The 20,445-nt window shown below is 49.6% G+C and carries 14 protein-coding genes; 5 read left to right on the top strand and 9 right to left on the bottom strand.

Going from position 1 to position 20,445, the window contains the following annotated elements; translation table 11 throughout:
- The first annotated feature begins 87 nt into the window (after positions 1 to 87).
- Positions 88 to 828, top strand: a complete 741-nt coding sequence (locus KIS29_09705; GenBank protein ID MBX8640595.1) for a ribonuclease H-like domain-containing protein — start codon at positions 88 to 90, stop codon at positions 826 to 828.
- Entirely contained in the window at positions 829 to 2,301 is a 1,473-nt protein-coding gene (locus KIS29_09700) for a DHH family phosphoesterase (GenBank protein MBX8640594.1), read from the top strand.
- Here the strand turns inward: KIS29_09700 and argF are convergent.
- The gene (argF, locus tag KIS29_09695; protein MBX8640593.1) at positions 2,278 to 3,207 is read right to left on the bottom strand and encodes an ornithine carbamoyltransferase; all 930 of its coding nucleotides are present in this window, start codon (positions 3,205 to 3,207) and stop codon (positions 2,278 to 2,280) included. The two genes, KIS29_09700 and argF, sit on opposite strands and share 24 nt — an antisense overlap.
- 258 nt (positions 3,208 to 3,465) lie before the next feature.
- On the opposite strand from argF, the gene KIS29_09690 reads away from it, so the two are divergent.
- The 3 genes from KIS29_09690 (at position 3,466) to KIS29_09680 (ending at position 7,177) form a co-directional block, all read left to right on the top strand.
- Positions 3,466 to 5,307 carry a prolyl oligopeptidase family serine peptidase gene (locus tag KIS29_09690; protein MBX8640592.1) on the top strand — a complete coding sequence of 614 codons (1,842 nt, stop codon included), beginning with the start codon at positions 3,466 to 3,468 and terminating at the stop codon, positions 5,305 to 5,307.
- 193 nt (positions 5,308 to 5,500) lie between these two features.
- Complete coding sequence (locus KIS29_09685; protein MBX8640591.1) at positions 5,501 to 6,079, top strand: hypothetical protein; 579 nt, start codon at positions 5,501 to 5,503, stop codon at positions 6,077 to 6,079.
- Positions 6,080 to 6,643: 564 nt separating this feature from the next.
- On the top strand, positions 6,644 to 7,177 hold the full coding sequence (locus KIS29_09680) for a hypothetical protein (protein MBX8640590.1): 534 nt from the start codon (positions 6,644 to 6,646) through the stop codon (positions 7,175 to 7,177).
- On the opposite strand, the gene KIS29_09675 is transcribed toward KIS29_09680, so the two are convergent.
- From KIS29_09675 to KIS29_09640, 8 genes are all read right to left on the bottom strand, one after another.
- Complete coding sequence (locus tag KIS29_09675; GenBank protein MBX8640589.1) at positions 7,161 to 7,538, bottom strand: hypothetical protein; 378 nt, start codon at positions 7,536 to 7,538, stop codon at positions 7,161 to 7,163. The two genes, KIS29_09680 and KIS29_09675, sit on opposite strands and share 17 nt — an antisense overlap.
- Before the next feature lie 117 nt (positions 7,539 to 7,655).
- On the bottom strand, positions 7,656 to 9,872 hold the full coding sequence (locus tag KIS29_09670; protein MBX8640588.1) for an ABC transporter ATP-binding protein: 2,217 nt from the start codon (positions 9,870 to 9,872) through the stop codon (positions 7,656 to 7,658).
- Positions 9,873 to 9,888: 16 nt separating this feature from the next.
- Positions 9,889 to 12,159, bottom strand: coding sequence for an ABC transporter permease (locus KIS29_09665; GenBank protein ID MBX8640587.1), 2,271 nt, complete (start codon positions 12,157 to 12,159; stop codon positions 9,889 to 9,891).
- 10 nt (positions 12,160 to 12,169) lie between these two features.
- Positions 12,170 to 13,069, bottom strand: coding sequence for an ABC transporter permease (locus KIS29_09660; GenBank protein MBX8640586.1), 900 nt, complete (start codon positions 13,067 to 13,069; stop codon positions 12,170 to 12,172).
- A gap of 168 nt (positions 13,070 to 13,237) precedes the next feature.
- Positions 13,238 to 17,215, bottom strand: a complete 3,978-nt coding sequence (locus KIS29_09655; protein MBX8640585.1) for an ABC transporter substrate-binding protein — start codon at positions 17,213 to 17,215, stop codon at positions 13,238 to 13,240.
- 140 nt (positions 17,216 to 17,355) lie between these two features.
- The gene (locus KIS29_09650; protein ID MBX8640584.1) at positions 17,356 to 17,601 is read right to left on the bottom strand and encodes a hypothetical protein; all 246 of its coding nucleotides are present in this window, start codon (positions 17,599 to 17,601) and stop codon (positions 17,356 to 17,358) included.
- A 694-nt stretch (positions 17,602 to 18,295) separates the two neighbouring features.
- A complete protein-coding gene (locus KIS29_09645; protein MBX8640583.1) occupies positions 18,296 to 19,765 on the bottom strand; it encodes an NADP-dependent isocitrate dehydrogenase in 1,470 nt (489 codons plus the stop codon).
- A gap of 178 nt (positions 19,766 to 19,943) precedes the next feature.
- A partial coding sequence (locus KIS29_09640) for a hypothetical protein (GenBank protein ID MBX8640582.1) occupies positions 19,944 to 20,445 on the bottom strand: 502 nt, incomplete at its 5' end.

Below are 20,445 nucleotides of genomic sequence, written 5' to 3'. Positions count from 1 at the left end.
CTGTGACTGTTCGGCGTCGCTTCGGGCCGGTCCGGGAAAACTTAATCTATGACATCCTCTGGAAGACTGGAGAACAGTTGATTCTGAATGATGCGCAGTACATTCATAATATTCGGCGGCATTGGAGTCGCAAGGGAAAGGGGTCTCTGGAGAAATGGATGCATGGACTGGAATGACCTTCCTGAATCTGGAATTTCCGCGAGCCCGCGTTTACGGCATGAAATGGAGGAAGCGGAGAACGCCTTCAAAAGGATGGATGCGGTCTATTTCGCCAGACGTCTCAGACCCGCCGAACGGTGGCGCCTGCTGTTCGATTTTGAAAACTCATGCGCGTTTGTGGATATCGAAATGGACGGCTATGGAAAATATGCGAATCCGGCGATTGTTGGAATTTGCAGGAATAACAGCTACTCCTTCCTGCTGAAGGGAAAGGATCTGAACAGGAAGAATATCGCCGAAAAGCTTGGAGATTCAAAGATTCTTGTATTCTATAACGGTGCGAGGCATGATCTTCGTTTCCTGAAACGACTGTTTCCGGATATCGAAGACAGTTACGCAGCCGTGGACCTACTTCCCATCGCAAATCAGCTGGGCTTGAGGGGAGGTCTGAAAAAGATTGAAAGGGAACTCTGCATCAAGAGAAGCAGGATTGTAGAACTCTCCGTCAACGGCAGAGCTGTGCAATTGTGGAAGTCATGGACAAGAACGGGGCGAAGAGCATTTCTGAACATGCTGACATTATATAACAGCGAAGACACCTGCAACCTTTATCCACTGTCAATGAAGATAAGGGATATGATGTGTTCCGAGTACATGGAGGGGTACTGAATGAATGCCCAGAGGCTTTTCACCGAAGAAGCCAAACGTGTTGCAAGAGCAGTGAAGGAGGCTAGCAGGATTTCCATATTCACGCATATAGATGCGGACGGCATCACCTCCGGATCTATCGCTTACGAGACTGCACGAAGGCTTTCGATTCCTGTCGAAATAAGCTTCCTCAAGAAACTCGACGACAGGGCTATCGAACTTGTCAAATCCAAGAAAGACAGCCTGGTTTGGATGAATGATCTCGGCTCCGGTTATCTTTCCAAATTCTCGGGCATGAACATGGTGATAGCGGACCACCATGAACCCGAAATCGAAAATCCGCTGACGCTTGACAACGGCAGTTTCAAGCTCGCAGAAAGCACGATTCACCACCTCAATGCCCACCTTTTCGGCATAGAAGGTTCCACTGAAATATCTTCATCCACTACAGCATTCTTTATTTCAAGAGCTGTTGACAGCAGAAACAGCGATATGGCCGCGGTTTCCCTGGTCGGAGCTGTCGGCGATCTACAGGATTCAAGGTACGGCAGACTTACGGGACTGAACAGAATCGTACTGGAGGAAGCTGTCTCTGCAGGAAGCGTCAGGATACTTCGCGATGCAAGATTCTACGGAAAGGAAACAAGACCGCTGAGCAAGCTGCTGGAATACTCTGTTGATCCGCCGATTCCCGGCATATCTTCCGAGCCCGGTGCGTCCGTACGAATGCTGGATTCCATTGGCGTGAGCTACCGCGAAGGCGGGAAGGAAAGGACATGGAATGAGATCTCGGCCGATGACAGAAGGAGGATCGTATCATTCATAGTCCAGAGCCTGATAGCCGATAATGCTTCTCCGGAACATATCAACGCAATAGTTGGGGAAACATACATAATCACGGATCCAAGAGCAGAAGAAGACACTAGAATGCCAAGGGATGCGAAGGAATTTGCAACGCTGATCAATGCTTGCGGCAGGTATGAGAAATACTCAACCGGTCTCGAATTGTGCCTGGGTGTAAGGGGAACTGTTTTGGACGAAGCAATTTCACTGCTGCAGGAGCACCGGAAAAATGTGGCGAATACAATAAAGATGGTCAAGCTGGAGGGGTTGAATCAGATGGGCAGTCTTCAGTACTTCCACACCAGAGATAGAGCACCGGACTCGATTGTCGGAACAATTGCAGGCATAATGATGAAATCCAAAGAAGTCGACGAGACAAAGGTTGTAGTAGGTTTTGCCTATTCCGAGGGAAAAGTCAAGGTTTCATGCAGGGGAACCACGGAGCTTGTTCAGAATGGTCTTAATCTGTCGGATGCTGTAAGGACTGCAGCTGAACGGGTAGGCGGAGTGGGCGGGGGGCACAGCATAGCGGCAGGTGCAACAATTGATACGGGCAGGGAGGAAGCCTTCCTCCTGGAGCTCGATGCAATTCTCCATGAGCAGCTCAGGCCGGATGCCGTTCAGACGTCAGTGCCGGATAAGCCAGAGTAGTACTGCCTTCTGCGCGTGAAGCCTGTTTTCCGCCTGGTCGAATACGACGCTGTTCCGGCCATCGATGACATCGTCCGTTATTTCAAGGCCTCTGTGAGCGGGAAGACAGTGCATTACTATCGCACTCTTCCGTGCCTGTGAAAGCAGCCTGCTGTTGATCTGGAATTTGCCGAATATCTTTTCCCTTTCTTTTTTTTCGGATTCCTGTCCCATTGAAGTCCATACATCGGTATACAGTATGTCTGCATTCTTGGCAGCTGCATCGGGTTCAGTCACTATCTCCACTCTTGATTTATGCTCGAGCGCTATTGATGCGGCTAGCTGGCTTATTGCCTGTGGAGGAGCGTATCCTGGGGGTGTGGCGGCAATGAAATGTATTCCGGTCATGGCGGATCCGAGCATGAGTGAATTGCATACGTTGTTACCGTCTCCGACATAGGCAAGTTTCAGACCCTTCAGCCTGCCGAATTTCTCCTGTATGGTCATCAGATCGGCAAGTGCCTGACAGGGGTGCTCGAGATCATCGAGGCCGTTTATCACAGGAACGGTGGCGCTTGTGGCCAGCTCCTTCATGATTCTGTTTTCAAATGCTCTGTACACTATTCCGTCCACGTACCTGCTCAGGACTCTTGCAGTATCGGAGATCGTTTCCCCTCTTCCGAGCTGCATATCTATAGAGTTAAGGAACAATGCGTTTCCGCCGAGCTGGCTCATTGCCACCTCGAACGAAACACGCGTCCTTGTAGAGGGCTTCTCAAAAATCATTGCCAGTTGTCTGTCTTTCAGCGGTTTTTCCCTGATTCTCCCTCCGCTGTTCTTCTGTTCGTTTTTGAGTTTCAGAGCGTTCCTAATCAGCGAATTGGCCTTTCCAGCCGCATCCGTAATGGATATCAAATCTCGTTTCATTGCCGATCGGTGTGCAACAGACATCTGTAGTTATAAACCATTTGTCTGCAACGAAACAAGCGTCGCATCCCGTCGGCGAGCGTGCAGTGGCATGGATTCCCGCAAATTCAAAATCAGACAACTCCTGGCGGGCGTTATAACTTGCGTCTCGAAGCTGCTGGCCAACAGTTGACATCCACATCACTGCATAGTGTAAGCCAAATTTTATTAACCAAACAGGAATGGTGGTTCAGTAGAAACTCAGTTCGGTGAATGCCATTGAAGGAAATTAATAAAAATCGGCTTGAACAGCTTTTCAGCGCCCAATATGTGATTTCATTCGACGTTGAGATATCAACAGGAAGGATAGTCTATAGCGTAAATACGGACGATGGCAGGAAACTGTATCTACTTGATCCACGAAGCGATGGGAAATACAGCTCATCCCTCCTTTCCGCTGAGGACAGATCTTATGTGTCGCTGAAATTGATCGGCGGGGGCAGCCATTTGCTATTCCTTGGCGACGTCGGTGGCGACGAGAAAAACGACATATTTGTTTCGACAATCAAGCCAAAGGATGGAAAATTCGTTCTTGGAGAGGTAAGAAACCTGACGCCTGATACAGATTACTCAATCCTGCCGCCTCTTTCAGTCGATGAGGCAGGAGGGAAGGCGGCATTTGTTTCCAACCGTGAAGGGGAATTCGCAGCATTTGTTATGGATGTGAAATCCTCCAAAATGAGCAGAATTACGCGCCATTCCTTCTCTGACAATGCAGCAGTTATCTCGCCGGACGGCAGATACGTTGCTGTTTCGTCCAGTCGCGAAGGTGAGGAGAATTGCATATCGGTACGCTCGGCGAAAGAGGAAGGGAGTGGCACCGGAAAGTTCCTCGAAATTGACGGAGTCGCCGTGGATGCTTCCACCCCATGCTGGGCCGGCGATTCTAAGACACTTGCATTTTCGTCAATGCAGGGTGACGCAGAAAGAGTAGGGATAACGGATCACAATCTTAACGGAATCCGATGGTTGACGGGTGAAGACGAAAATTGTTCTTCTCCAGTTTTCTCTGGAGACGGCAGGTTCCTCTCCTGTCTCAGGGAAGGAAGCGTCTCTCTTCTGCCCAAGATAATTGACCTGAACGGCGGTAATGTAATAGACACGGCAGATTTTCTCGGAGGATGGTGCTACAGGCACAATCTCAGTGCTGATGGAAAACAGATCTTCATGCTTGCCGAGGACACTGGCAGCCCCACGAACATCCGTCTTTTCGACACTTCATCAGGGAAAGGCAAATGGCTCACGCAAAGTTTTTCTTCTCCGGAAATCACGGACGGCTTCGTTTCGCCGGTAGAGGTGCGCTATCCGTCGGAACATGACGGGCTGGCAATTCCGGCCCTGCTCTACAGGGCAAAATCTGATTCGGACGCAAATGCAGCTGTCATTGCGATACATGGCGGACCAACCTGGAGGTCGTATGACAAATGGGATCCGCTGATACAGAGTTTTGTCCTAACCGGCATTTCAGTCATTTGTCCAAATTACCGCGGAAGTTCAGGTTACGGGAGGAAGTTCAGGGATGCAAACAGGTTTGTAATGGGATCAGCCGACCTCGCGGACTGCGTGGGTGCCTGGAAATACCTGACGGAAAACGGGCTTGCCTCCGGAAACAAAATTGCCGTGATGGGTGCGTCGTTTGGCGGTTACCTCACAATGTGCTCGCTCGTGTTTTATCCCGACAGATGGTGCGCTGGTTCGGCGACCGTTCCGTTCCTTAACTGGTTCACAGAAATGGAAAGTGAACGCGAGGACCTCAGATACTGGGACATCCAGAATATGGGAGATCCGGTGCGGGACTCAGACAGATTGAGGAGCGCGTCCCCTGTTTTCTTCCTGGACAGGATACGTGCCCCGGTGCAGATCATTGCAGGCGAAAATGATCCGAGATGCCCGCTTTCGGAGTCCCTTCAGGCAAAGGAAAAAATTGAAAAGATGCGAGTTCCGTTGGATTTTAAATTCTACCGGGGTGAGGGGCACTCGTTCGAAAAAATGGAAAATATCATAGACTCCCAGATGCGGACATATCGCTTCCTGTGTAAACATCTCCTTTCCGGTAATTAATGCGGCCTCTGGCGCATTTCCGTCTCACAAAGTCGTATCCCTGCTGCTTCCTGTGCACGGAGACGATTCCGCTACAGGACTGCCGACCAGAAAGCGTTGAGGGTGTTGATCATGTGTGCAGGGAACGGTTTTCAAATCGGAAACAGCTGAAGACTGAAGAGGCTATTTAAGTGTGGTCAGCCATGGCTACACCATGATCAAGCATGGGTTTATTGAAAAGGATATAACACCGGAAGAAGTCCATACGCTTGTCAGCAAACTTCTGACCGATGAAGGTTTTTCCATAACTTCAGATGAGGCAAATGACAACCTGTGGGATATTCATGCAAGAAAGTCGAACAGGGAGAGGATAGTACTCGGGAAGGTCAGGGACGTCGATGTCCTTATTGCGGGGAAGCAGGGGAAATTTGAAGTGCAGCTTCATGCAGGAATTTGGGGGAGGGATCTGGCTATACCGGCCATAGAGGGCATTGCAACTGCAGGTATTGCAACAGCCGCAGAGCTCCATTCAGGCCATGAATTCGAAAAGAGATTGTGGAAGGAGATAGTAAATAAGATAGACCCCACTTTGAAAATATGTGATATTGACGGAATGCTTTTCAAAAGCCAGGCGGAACTGGACGCACATGTTAAAGCGCATCAACAGCAGATGGCGGCACAGCAGAACTCCATGATGGGGCCAATGATGATGATGGGTGGCCTCGGTATGATGGGCATGATGGGTTATGGTATGTTTGGTGGAGGTATCGGCGGTCCCGGACTCTGGATTTGAGAAGTCGGTATTGATTCGATACCTCGAATCTAATGTGACATTCCTTTCTTCCGCGATCGTTTCCTGTCAGCCCAATGCGGCACAGGTGAAATGGCAGTAAGATGCCCGATTGCCGGTGTTTGGAGCGGAGAATGGCGCAGGAATTCACTTATTCCGCTGACAATATCGAGTCGTTGGCAGCAATGAATGCCAGACCTTTCATGAGAGACGGCCGAAGCGCTCATTGTCATGATATTTTCGGCTGAAAAATACCGCTCTGCTGGCCAAGTCACTGTAGCAACAAGCTATCCGTCTATGCGGGAAGGGCCTGACTCTGTTTTTTCTTCTGGAAGCAATGTTTTACTCTGCTTCAGAGCTGATATGCGCCATAATTCAAAGAATGGTTTTTGGCCGGAAGAGTATCCCGACTGCCCCGAAAGTGATACAGTGCCGGCAGAGATTTAATTATTGGCAAAATTGAAGTAATGCATTGATTCATGGATTATTTGGAGACGGCTCTATGCCCCCAATCGCAAACACCACGGATCTGTTGGGCGGAGGCCAATCCAAATTGGGTGGCAGGTCATGAAACACGCAAAGAAAGGAATCATCCGCTACGATGTAATGGCACTCGGAGTGATCTTCCTGTTACTGGCCATTTCCCTCTATCTCATTCCGGTTAAGACCTCTACCGTATTGACCAGCGATTCTTTCTTTGCTGTAGGCCGCAGCGGCTGGTATACGGCAGGTGAAATTGTCCTGCCTGCCGGTGATTCCCTGTACATCAGCTTCAGTTCCGATCTTCCTGTAACGGTTGGCTTTGCCAATGCTACTTCCTGGATTTTATTCGCAAATGGACATACCTCGACACTGAAGATTATAAGCGAATACAGCGGGCTCTTCGGCAAGTTTTCGGTAACAGCGCATAGGCAGGAGTCTCTTTTTCTGGTGGGCAACTGGTCTCCCCTTCAGAATCCGTTTTTCGACATGACAGTCACGGGTGTGGATATTCACGGCTTCCTGAATTATGCCCTGCTGTCCGCGGTGGCAGGGGTTGTCACAGTTGTAGCCGCGCTTTCCTACGAGACAGTGAAGGCACACCTCAAAAAGCAAATATGATTACTGCAGAAATAAAAAAGAGGAACCCAACAATTGCATAAACGCCTGTCAGCTTAAGTTGCTGCTTGTATATGTAATTGAGATCGTCATTTGAAAATGGCAGTCTGCTTTCTGCAATTTCACTAACGTACTTCTTCGCCCCAAAATCGTAAAAAGCACCGAGGAATATTACAACTATGCCGGTAATTGCAAGGACATCCGGCATGACAAGGGTATACGGGAACAGTCCAAGATAGTAAAGCGGAAGCGGGAAGGTCAGCATTATTGCCAGGAGCGCTAGCGGATACAATGAATACCGGATGAAAGCCTGTCTTGTCTGCTTCTTCGCCATTTCCAGCTGTATTTCTTCCTCATAATGCACACAGCCTGATCCACATCTCCGTTAATAAAATCGTGCACTCTACATAAGAAAAACTGTGCGGTATTCACGGGAAGGAGATACAGTACTCCCGGCTATATGGGCGGCCTAAAACGGTTATCACGACTGTCCCGGGGGTTCAAAACCCTCAAGTTCCTCCTGTGAGAAGTGACAGAGATACCAGTGATTTTTCTCGCTTCTGCGTGGTGGAACGTTATCCCTGCATATTTCCTGCCGGTAAACACACCTGTCGTAGAATCTGCATCCTTTCGGTACATTGACAGCGTTCCCAATCTCGCCTATTATTTTCAGTCCCTTCGGATTCCAGTTCGGTGTTGGAAGAGGAACAGCCTCAATAAGCGCCTTTGTGTAAGGATGCAGCGGCCTGCTCACCACCTCTTCGGCGTCACCCAGTTCTACCGCAACACCCAGATACATGACAACTATCCTGTCTGAGACATACCGCGCAGATGCCAGATCGTGTGTTATGTAGATTATCGTTATACCGTAATTTTTGCGCAGCTCAAGAAGAAGATTCATGAATCCGGCCCTGAGAGAAACATCGAGCATCGATATCGGTTCATCCGCGACAAGAAGATCCGGCTTGAGCACTAGTGCCCGCGCAGCAGCAACACGCTGTCTTTCGCCGCCGGATAATTCATGCGGATACCTGTTTATGAAATTCTCAGGCGGATTGAGTCTAACGACAGTAAGTGCCTCTTTGACCATCCGGAGTTCCTCATTTGGGTCCTTCGTTGTTCTGTGCGCGATTATAGGTTCCCTCACGATATCGAATATGGTCATTTTCGGATCCAGTGAATCATAAGGATCCTGGAAGATCATCTGTGTCTTTTCCCTGAGCAGACGCATCTCCTTCCTCCCTTTGCGCTCGGCAGAAACATCGAGCACGTGATCTTCGACGGAGGAATTCCGCAGAACATTGATATCCGGCGGCGACGCAAGCTCAGGCTGATTTGTAATTTTTACGGAGAGAATTACCTTTCCTGAAGTCGGCTTAATCAAGGATATGGCCGTCCTTCCGAATGTGGTTTTTCCGCTTCCGCTTTCCCCCACGACGCCCAGTATCTCGCCTCTCATCACTTCGAAACTGACATGATCTACAGCTCTTACCAGTCTTGCTGATCCAGGCCTGCTGAAAATGCGGCCGGCAAGGGAAGTCCTGAGATCGAAATACTTTGTGAGGCTCTCAACTTTCATAACTTCCTCTTCGGGCTTTGCATGTTTCATTATATCGGATGCTGCCTGTCGCGAGGAAGTCAATTCTCCCTTTCCGGCGGCAATATCTGATGCAAAATGGCATCGGCTGAAGTGCCCACCTGAGACCTTAACAAGTGGAGGATCCTCGATGCTGCATATGTCCTTCGCATACATGCACCGCGGGGCAAACCTGCAGCCAGCAGACATGGACATCAAATCAGGTGGAACACCAGGTATGCCGCGCATGAACGTCTTCTTTGCTGCAAGGGAAGGATAACTCTCCAGGGAAGCTTTCGTGTAAGGATTTACCGGGTTAATGTAGATATCTTCGATGCTGCCTATTTCCATTATTCTGCCTGCATAAAGGACGATCACCCTTGTCGCAAGCTGTGCAACAACTCCGATATCGTGTGAAATGATGACCATTGACTTGACCTGGTTCCTAACAGTTGTCTTCAGTTCGCCGATGATCCTTGCCTGCGTCACCACGTCGAGCCCGGTTGTCGGCTCGTCGGCGATGACCATGGTGGGATTAAGCGCAAGCGCCATCGCGATTACTGCTCTCTGTTTCATTCCGCCGCTGAGCTCATGAGGATATGAATCAAGGATCACTGGATTGAGACCCGCCTTCTTCACAGTCTCGGTTACCTTTTTCCTTATTGTTTCCTTATCAAAGTTTGTGTGTATGCGGTATACTTCGGCTATTTGTCTGTAGATGGTATAAACAGGATTGAACGCATTCATCGAACCCTGGAAGACCATCGAAACGGACTTCCACCGGATGTTGCGGAGTTTTTCGCTCAGGATCTTTGAACGTCTCCTTTTCATTTTCAGAAACGCCGCACCGGAAATATCAGGAGCGGAAACAGTCGTGTTAAGAAGCATTACCTCCCCCGTTACATGCGCGTTCTCCGGCAGCATGCCCATCATGGAAAGTGCCAGTGTGGACTTTCCCGAGCCGCTCTCACCCAGGATACCCAATATTTCTCCTTTCTCAATTGTGAGATTCACCCTGTCAAGAGCATTGAGTGTTCCGTCAGCGGTGGTAAAGTTTACCGAAAAATCTTTAATTTCGACTACAGGGGATGAAACTGTCTGCTTGGGCGTTACGTGAAGCATAGTTTCAGTTACCAAATCAGCGCCTCCTGAGACGCGGATTGACCACTTCGTCCAGTCCCCGCGATATGAAAACGAACATGAATATAAACGCAGTGAGTGTTACTGTCGGCGGAATGACCCACCACCATGCTCTTGCCACAAGAAAGAAATTAGTGTAAAATGGATTGAGCATTGCTCCCCATGTTGGTATGTCTGTCGGGCCAATTCCAAGCACCTGCAGACCTGAAATGCCCCCGACCGCCGCACCTATACCTATCGCCGTAAGGTACGCCAGCAGTGGTGTCATGTTTGAAAGCATGTGTCTTCGGAGGATCTGCATCGTCCCAGCTCCGCATGCCTTTGATGCTTCAATGAACGTACGGGAACGCAGCGATTTGACAACTCCGATGAGCGTGAATGTCGTGAAAGGCCAACCGACTGCGATGAATACGAGTATGATATTCAAAAGCGATTTGCTTCCAAGGATAGAGGCCATTACTATCACAAGAGGGATCGTCGGAATGAGAAAGATAATTAGCGAGAATGTTTCAAGCGACGAACCAACGAAGCCACCCAGATATCCTACGAGCATTGCAACTACGACGGATATCAGCAGCGTTCCAGCCGCTACAACAATTCCAACCTCCAAATCAACGGGAAAACTGGCGACCCACTGACTCCACAAGTCCTGCCCGTAAATGTTCGTGCCGAAGAGATAGACATTACCCGATGGAGAGTGCAGTGTCGGGGGGAGCGGATTCTTGTCTGAACCGACCATCGAGTACAGAACGAGTTTGCCATTACGGTTGTTGAACGCGAGGGAGTAACCTCCCGTATTCGCATTCGCGAGGAGCGACGGGGGGGAGTCCTGAGTCCCGGGAAGATAACTAGCATGCCAGAGGAAGGGATATTTGCCAACGATTGATGAAACAGAAACCATGGATCCCTGAGTGGAAAGCAAAACAAATGTCTGGGTATTGGGATCATACAGCGGCGAACTGAGGAAATCACCAGATACCACAGGTATCTTGATCTTGCCGCCTGCGTAAAGACGCCCCTGTCCACGTATGAGGTAGAAATGGTAATGGGTAACTGCGATAATCGAAGAAGGAAAGCCTGAGCTGCCGGGTGTCGTGGCAAAGGTCGTTATATCCGTCTTCGTAGTGTAAATGGTGTAAACGCTGCCGTTCAGCACATTTATGCCAAGCAGCCTATTGCCGGAGACGAACATCGCGCTGTTGTTGGGTGAGTTGAGAATCTGGTAATCTTGTGGTGCCTTTAGGCCGATCGTAGTATTGAGTGGCGAGGTGAAATTATCCTGCAGCCACGCTATTTTGCCCGTCACAGGATTCAGGCCGGCAATGGAATTGCTTCTTTCGACAAGAAGCGTTGCAGAGGATATCTTGCCAGGACTGTAATACGATCCCATGTAAAGCGGTTCTGCAGCTGTACCGTTTCCAGGAAGTGGAAGAGACCACATCAGCGTCATCGGATTGATGCCGTATGCCTCAAGAAAGGTGCCGCTCGAATTGCTGATTATGGCAAAGATCATTGCAGAGGTGAAACCATTGATTTCGGCGGAAGGGCTATTGAAAGGCACCCAGGGAGGAAGCGGAGCAGCAGTCGAAGGCGAATTGGTGTCCGGAGAAAGGAGGAGCGTTCCGTTCAATCTGACAGTCTCATTGTCCAAAACGCGTATCTTTCCGTATCCTGGTATTCCTCCAGACCATTCCAGCTCGCTGACTCTTATGCTGCTTATCCCTCCTCCAGTTGATGAGACCATCATGTAGTTGCTGTAGTTCAGTGTCGAGGTCGTGATCAGGGACTGGTAATTGGAGAGAGGAAAGACGCTTGCAGGAAATGCGAAGCCGCCACTCGGGACGGAAGCGTTCGCAATTTCGAAAACAGATCCCTCCGGGGTGTCCGGTGAAGCTCCGAGCCCTACAGCCACCACCCTGCCGCCCGGGGTGCTGACGTATACAAGATAACTGCCCGTAGGACTCAGAAGTGATGAAACAGGTGCGTAAATATTTGCGGCCGAATAGGTTCCTGAAGACACAACGGGAGATGCCATTTCCTGTGTTGCGACGTACGCGTCTATCTGCGGGGCAAAAAATGTCTCAGGGGGATGCATGGTGATGATTGGCGCGGCCACCGAGATTATGATGAAAAATATAAGCATGTAGAGTCCTGCTTTGCCGTAGGCCGATCTGTAGTAGAGTCTCCATTGTTTGCGCAGGTTGATGAGCGCAAATCGCAGTCTCATCCTGTAAAACCCTACATTTGATGCTTGGTCTTTGGAAGGCATGTGAACACCGCTAAGAGGCGCTTATCCTCGGGTCTAGCCACGCATGTATAAAATCAATGATAGAGTACGTGAGAATCACGACAAGAGAAATGATGAAAAGGGCGCCTTCACTTAGCGGATAATCCTCATTCAGCGCTGCAGTATAGATGAGAGAGCCGATGCCGGGCCACGAAAATATGACCTCAACAAATATGGCACCGCTTGTCAGAAACGCAAACTCGAGAGCCATCCTGGTAGAAACAGGTATCATCGCATTTCTGGCAGCATGCCTGAAGAAAATAGTCCGTTCTGCGACTCCCTTTGCTCTTGCAGTTGTGATAAAGTCCTCGCCCATGACAGAAACCATCGCAGCTCTCATTGTAAGGACATGGGCAGCCTCCTCCACCAGAACAAGGGAGAGCAGTGGAAGTGTCATTTTATAGAGCACCTTGGCAAAAATTGCCGGATAGTACATATGATACAGATCGTAGGTTCCGAACGATCCATTGACAGGAAATATTGGATAGAATGCAACAAAATACAGATAGAACAGTATGGCCAGTATGAAGTATGGTATGGAATTGAGTATCAGGTTTGATGTATTTATGACGGCTTCCTTCTTTTTGCCACGGTACCAGGTGGCGAGTATGCCTATCGGAAGGCCGATTACAAATGAAAGTGCAAGGGCGGTTCCCAGCAGCAGCAGGGAGTATGGAAGGGCATTAAGTATAATCTGCCAAACTGTTGCCTGTGAAAAGTAATCATAGCCGAAATTGAACGTGAACATATCCACCATATACACGACGAAATTGTGGAAATTCCACTTGCCGCCGGTCAGTCCAAGTCTTGCTTCGACTATCTTTATTTCGGTTGATGTGGCATAGTGTGTCTTTGCTCCATAAATAAAGAGATCAACCGGATTACCCGGCATCAGCCTGAATATTACAAAAAGTACGGCGGCCATCAGTACAAGAAGTATAACGACCTGGACTAATTTCCTGATTATCAGATATACATTCAAACAGCAGCACCCCTGTGCCCTAAACAAAATATGAAAAGAAAAGGGTTTGATTACTCAGCTTCCTCGTTTTTCGGTGGCTCAGGTCTTACCTTGCCCTTCGTCATGCTCTGGCGGTTTTTCCTCAGTCTTCACGACACGGTGTAGCTTGCGGTTTGCAGTGACATAGAGTGCTGCAAATATCACAGTCAGCACGACGAATACACCAAGTCCTGCATAAAGGGTAGCCGGAATCGTTGACACAGTCTTGGACTTCGTGACAGTTACCGGCGCAACATAGGGTTTCGGCAGGATGTAGAGGGTGAGAGTCGAGTTACCTGAAGAGGTTGAGACTGTTATGGTCGCTGCTACAATTGCCGTAACATTGGGGGATGTGTAGGTCACCAGTGCAGAGCCGTTGGAAGATGTGGTCACCGTTGCCGAACTGACGCTGCCTGCGGTTACGGACACAGTTGCCGCAACACCCGCGGTCGATGGCCCGTATGGAGAGTTCAGCGTCGAATTCACATACAGGTTGTAGGTGGAGTTTCCATATATCACCATGTTGCCATTTACAAGCTGCGAGCTCTGTACATATCCTGTGGCTACAGGAACCGGTGATACACTGTTGACGAAAGCAGTGGATGTGATAGTGAGTAAAGCCACCTGCATGTCTGCACCAACAGCGCTAAGCTGGAATTCATCGAACGGAACCAGATACGGATCTGTAAACGGGATTGACGAATAAGATGTGAACACTCCTGTGGAGTTGTAGTTGCTTGTGAACATATCCGCTGAGAATGTCGCGTTTGCATAACCTCCAGCACTTGTCGTGAGTTCTATCGCTGGAAGATAAGTGCTGGCGAAGTATATGTTCGGGTTAAATGCCTGAATTTCGGTGCCGCTTGAATTAAGGAGCATTCCGCGATTTGCACCAAGTGCATTCTGAAGCTGTAGAGTGACATTGTAGTTGGGTACGCCGGCGCCCGTTGTCGCGTTAACTGCACGGATCGAGACAGAAGCGCTACCGTTATAGCCGACAGTAGCGGCACTGGAAGTGAGGGACAATTCGACCGTTGGGGCTGAAGTTGTTACCTCAACTGGTAGACCTACCGGCTGAGTAACGCCAAAACCTTCGGGCCCATTAATCGGGTTGTTGTTTGAGGAGGAAGTGAGTTGTGCAATCGGAGCGAATCCAGACAGCCCGCTCATCGGACCGCCGCCGGCATAGTCGCCAAGGAAGATCCAGCTCTGGAACGGGTCACCCATCGCTGAAAAGTTGACCGAAGAACTGTTCACAGCCAACCAAACCGAGATTGTACCATTGGCACCGGTTGAACCGCTTATTGAAGTCAGGTTGTAATCGTAGGTTCCATTGAGAATCGTCACGTTCTGGAATCCAAACCCGAAGGCGTTAAAGGAAGTGAGCGTTGAAACGGTCTGCGTAGAAGTATTCGTCGGCGTCATGTTGATTGCCCCGTTAAGGGCCTGGATTATATAGTTGTAATTTGGCAATGGTGTATTGGTGGAGGGGTTCAACACAGTTATGTTGAATTCCTTTGGAGCTGAACCGTTTACGAGGACGGGCATTCCACTCGTCTTATACTCTACTGGGTATGGGGAAACATCAATCGATGTCTGACCCGATGCAGAGGCTGCGGAAGGCATTGAGGCAGCTGCCTGAATATTTACTGACCCCGAGTAATCGTTGGTGAAGGGTATGGCGTTTGCATTAGAAACCTTGAATTCCCAGGTGTAAATTCCCGCACTGTTCGTCGTTCCGTTGTTGGATGTAATGTTGACAAGCGGCCCGGCCGGGGTATAGCCAACTACAACACTTGCGCCGCTAACCGGCTGGCCATACTGGTTCCTGACTTGGACCGTTGCGTTGCCATACATCCCGTCCCAGTAGACGGTATTTTGTGTGACGATGCCTACCTTGAGCTGAACCGGTGGGGCGGTTGGAATGGGCAACGGCTTCTTTCTGAGATGGAGGCTCAGGAAGTTCCAGTACATGAATGAACCTATCGGAAGAGTATCCTTTATTATGCCGGTGAACGTAGTGTTGGTGAATTCGAGTATGTCTATCGGGTAGCCCAGGCTAATCATTGTGGATTCCTGCGCAACAATTCCTTCAATCTGATCAGCTATGCTTATCCTCTTTGCAAGATTTGTAACTAGATTCAGCTCAACTGTCAGGTTGTTGACGAGATTTGTTATCTGGGTGGTGTTGTAGAATTTGCCCGCAATGGTTATGTTTGTATAGGGTCCGAAGAAGAAGCCTGCCGATGCGTAATTCGAGTTGTAGAATACGATAAAGTCGCCCGTCGGATCGCCTGAAATCCCTGTGATGCCGAGATCTGTTGCCTGGAACGCATAGTTGATGGTGTTAGCAACCTGCGTGGTAAAGGACATCTGTTCAACAGTCGTGGGAACGCCTATACTGTTCCAGTCATTCGCGATAACCTGGGCGCCTTCAACGGCCAGAGGGTCTTCACTGTAAGGCGATATCTGAATCGTGATTGAAACAGGCTTGCCCTTGTAATTCCAGACGCCGCTCACCAATTTCATGCCTGAAATATTGGCTATCATGCTTTTTGCGAGAGAAGGATTGTATGGGAAATTGGGTGCTGTCGCATTGTACCATTCAGCATCAGCACTCGGAATTCCGTTTGGTCCGTTGATGTTATACCCTTCATCAATGACGGATGATATGTACTCCTTGTCGGTGGCGTAGTTCAGAGCCTGCCTGAAAGCGGTTATGTTGAGTGGAGCGTACTGCGGGCGGCTGTTCAGCTGAATATAGCCGAACGAAGATGCAGGCTTGTGATATATGTAGGTGTTCGGCATCGTCGAAATTGTCGGAATGAAAGTCGGTGGAAGCCCCTGTTCAATAGTATCCACCAATCCGAGCTTTTCAGCCGTTGCAGCATCAGAAATGGAAGAATACTTTGGAACGTTCAGTTCAAAGAACTTTGGCGTCCACTGTTCGAGCGAAGGAACATATTGGACAAAATAATGAGGATTCACAATGAGATCCCAGCTTCCGGTTGCGGTGTTCCAGTTTCCGGTGGGCATTCCGTAGCCGCCGTTCATCATGAAAGGACCACTCCCCACAAGTCCAGTGGCAACACCTGTCGCTTCACTATAATTCATATTCCATGTGTCGTAACCGTTTGCTGAGGCAGTGTAATTCCACGTCCCCGGGGTGTTGGACCAGTCGTGCTGGACCCAGATGTGGTAGGGAAGGACGGGATCCTGTAAAACATAGTCGACAAAACTTGCCGACTGCGCACTGAGATAATACTGAACAGTGAGATTGTTTACAGGTTCTACGTTGACTATGTTAAGGTATGTGCCGCTGAAATCGAATGAAGAAGACAACATGAGCCACGTGAGAATAAAATCTGCCGACTGGACTTCATAAGTGCGCATAGGCATCGAGCTCCAGTTGTATGTGTAATTGAAGCCTTGTATGGCGCCTGTGGTAAAGTTATAGAGGTCGAAGGATGTGTGATTGCTGAACATATAAGTGCTTGAAGCGCCAGACGGTGTCCAGTCAGTCCACTGTACACCAGGCCTGATGTGAACTGTCCATATGTAGCTCACATTCTGCATCGTGGCGTTTAGCGGATCAAAAGTGGTCATATTCTTGCCTGTGACATTGGTTTCGCTCCATCCCGTGGAGAGCCATGGAATCAGTGTGTTGTTGGGCGCAGTCACAGCAGGCGAGTCGTAGATCTCATCGAGAAGGAAGAAACTATACAAATCCTCTGCCAGGTATATGTTGAGATGCTCTACTGAAGCGACAGCAGCCATGGAATAATTACCGCCGGTATAGCCGGGTTCCTGCATCGTGGTGGTCGGCCATGTATTGGGCGTGACACTTGGCGTAGCAGAAACAGAACTCTTTGCACTGCGGAGTTCGTAACCCGCTTTGGGACTCAAGACAAAAGCACCAAACGCGGATGAGGTGACCATAACCGCGACCGCGAATACTGCAATCAAAACGATAGCTTTCCCTTTGCCGCTGCTCAAAATTCTCTGGCCCATCGATTCGTAACTACTTTTTCTCTTCATGGAGTGTCCTCACTTGAATTTCTATTCGTTCCCCTCAAGTAAGCTCTGCTTGGTTTAAACGATCCATGCTATTTAAGTATGCTACATGGATATTCGTCATGGTTTACTTCTCTGAGTGAGGGCGTTTCCTTAACTCATTGCTACCGAAGTGGGATCTCGAAAATATTCACGTCTTTAGCCGATCTGGCATTTCTTAAATGGCATGAGTACGGCTGAAAGTTTTGTCGTTTATATACCGCCGTCTCTGCAAGGAAATCCGGTCTCCTCCTAATAAACAGGTGGATGATGGATGCCGGGCATCTTCCATCTTCATGTGCTTCATCCCTGAATGTATTCCATCCCTCTTCACGATGAGTTCTGCGACCAGGAGCTTCTCCATTTTCCATAGATTCTGCTCAGCAGTCACGAGAATACCGTCAGTTCGCGTGGGCTGCCGCGCCACTGGCACGTCAGCACATCCTGCAGATCGTAATCGTGCTGCTTCCGTACATGATAAGATGAAAGGCTGCATAGCGTAGCGAACGGTTCGTCGAGTGACAGCACACCCTGATTGTGCGTACACTCAATTCCTGCGCCGATGCATAAAATGCTGCCATGAGACCGGTAGGAAACGCCGTGTACACAGCGTTTACACGAGGGTGTACAGGTTCGGTGAGATTGTCATGTTATTCGCAGCATACACAGGCAGCGGACAATGCGCTGCCTCCTCTTCTTCTGCTCCCTGTCTCAGTATGACTTCGTCTCACAGAGATACCAGTGGTCGCGTATGAATGCCATCGACTTGTATGTCATGCCAAATGTTAAGGTGGCTTGATGCTCCAACAGATCTATTCTCAAAAACAGTCAATCCCGGGTGGAAAACGGTTCAATGAGAACGATCCGTCATTTAAATTGTCGGAAATGCAGATGATTGTGAAGGTTGCTCGGCAGGCTCCGCATTTTCCCTCTGTATTTTGAAATGGGCAGTTTCACACATCTCATGACTTTCACATTCCAAGCAGCAGACCAGCAGGTATTGTCATCGCTAACGCTACTAATCAGTCGGGCGAATAGCAGTCAATGCAAAAAAGTCTAAGTCTGTTACTGTCCCTGGCCTAATGAATATCCAGGCAGACCGTCAAATGTGAACAGCCCCTCCGTCTTAACGGGAGGCAGGTCGGCTGACACGAGCCTTGAGAGAAGTCCGATAACCATCTTATGGGTTACCGTTCCATCGTTGCCCGGAGCCTGAAAACGGCAGCGCCAGTGGTCAACGCAGAAGGTTTCTGACATGCCGCCGGGATACACTTTCGTCCCCCTGTTTGTGATCATCTGAAGCTGAAAATCAGGTCCTGCCTGTTTCTCGAGCTGCTGTCCCAGCATTTCGGCCGATCCGCGCCATTCAACGAAGACGTCCACGCCCACCAGCTGTTTGACCTGAAGTGGTCTATTTTTCAACTTGACTGAAATGGGCTCGTCATGCGCAGGATAATCGACAGCCTTTAGCGTCTGTGGCTTTTTTCCGAGTCGCGCAATCACGGCCGCAGCGAACTCGCGTGTGCCCACCTTTTCCATGGAGATTGACGGATCGTATATATCGTATGTGTGAATGCCATCCTCGATCGTTTTCAGCCAGGCATTGTGCACCCGGGCGGCAACATCCCCCTGGCCGATATGAACCAGCATCTGAACTGCGGCAAGCAGAAGACCAGACGGATTTGCAACGTTCTGACCGGCCCTTTTTGGAGCGGAGCCATGAATAGCCTCGAACATTGCCACCTCGCTGCCAATATTTGCGCTTCCTGCGAGACCGACAGAGCCAGCTATCTGGGCTGCCACATCAGAAAGTATGTCACCATAGAGGTTGGGCATCACGATAACGTCGAACTTCTCTGGAGTATCGGCGAGTTTGGCCGCCCCTATGTCGACAATCAGGTGCTCGCTCGCCAAATCCGGATATTCGCCCGCGACCTCATCGAACACCCTGTGAAACATACCATCGGTCATCTTCATTATGTTGTCCTTGGTGAAGCAAGAAACCTTGCGGCGGCCATACCGCCTCGCATATTCAAACGCATATCTTATCAGTCGTTCTGATCCCGGCCTGGAAATAAGCTTGAGACACTGGACCACTTCATCTGTCTGCCGATGCTCTATGCCCCCATAGAGATCTTCCTCGTTTTCTCTGATTATTACAACATCCATTCCTGGATGTTTTGTTGCAATAAAGGGAGCGTATGACAGGCATGGACGAACATTGGCGAACAGGCCCAGCGTTTTGCGAACCGTAACGTTCAGGCTTTTGAAGCCGCCGCCCTGTGGAGTCGTTATCGGCGCCTTCAGGAAAACCCTGGTCCGCCGCAGCGAGTCCCAGGATGAATGTTCTATGCCGGATGTAATGCCCCTGTTGTAAACGGATTCGCCTATCTGGATGGACTCCACTGCCAGGCTAGCACCGCCGGCCGTTATAATTTTGAGCGTTGCCTCCATTATTTCCGGGCCGATACCGTCTCCGTACGCGACGGTGACCGGCACTGGAGCGTGGTTCAGTCTCTCATCTATTTTTGACATTGTCTTACCTCACAGACTGTTCTGCCGGTGAATGGCGTTCCTAATTAAACACTCCTGTGCCTCAGCCAGAACCTCCGAAGCCGATTTGAAGTTTGATGGTTCAGCCTGTTGTTATCTTGGGCTCCTGAGAGTTTGAGAAGGAATCTGCCGCGTATGCCATACGCTGCGGCTGCGCTCCTCAGATGCCTTTTGCTACGGAGCGCTTCCCAGCCGCCCTCTCCTCGGCCCGTTCCACACGCTCTGTGCATGTGTCGCTGAGAGCTATGAGCATCCCCTTGAATGACACCTCCTCTCTGTAGAAGACAGACCATATCAGCTGCAACAGCTGCTCATATGCGAAGTAGAAGAAACGTATGGTCACATCCTTCGACTTGGACCTGATTGTTGCCTCATCCTGCATCTTGAATGCATTCTCTATGTTCCATCTCTGCCTGTATGTGGCAACGATGTCGTCCAGGTCTATCTCCTGCTGGTTTGTTGCGAATGCCCAGTCGATGCATCTGTCCAGCCTCTTCTCATATATCTGCCTGAGAAGTGCGTAGGTGGTTTCGCCCTTTATGACAGTCCTGTCCATGTTGAGAATGAACTCATGCCCAACCGTGCGCATGTCGCCGGAACGCATCGGTGCAAGCGCCCTCTTCACCGGTCCGTTCTTCGGCACGAATATGAGATACGGCACA

The sequence above is a fragment of the Candidatus Sysuiplasma jiujiangense genome, assembly GCA_019721075.1.
Classification (GTDB): domain Archaea; phylum Thermoplasmatota; class Thermoplasmata; order Sysuiplasmatales; family Sysuiplasmataceae; genus Sysuiplasma; species Sysuiplasma jiujiangense.
Note: the sequence above shows the minus strand (reverse complement) of the source record. Positions and strands in the feature narration are given on the sequence as shown.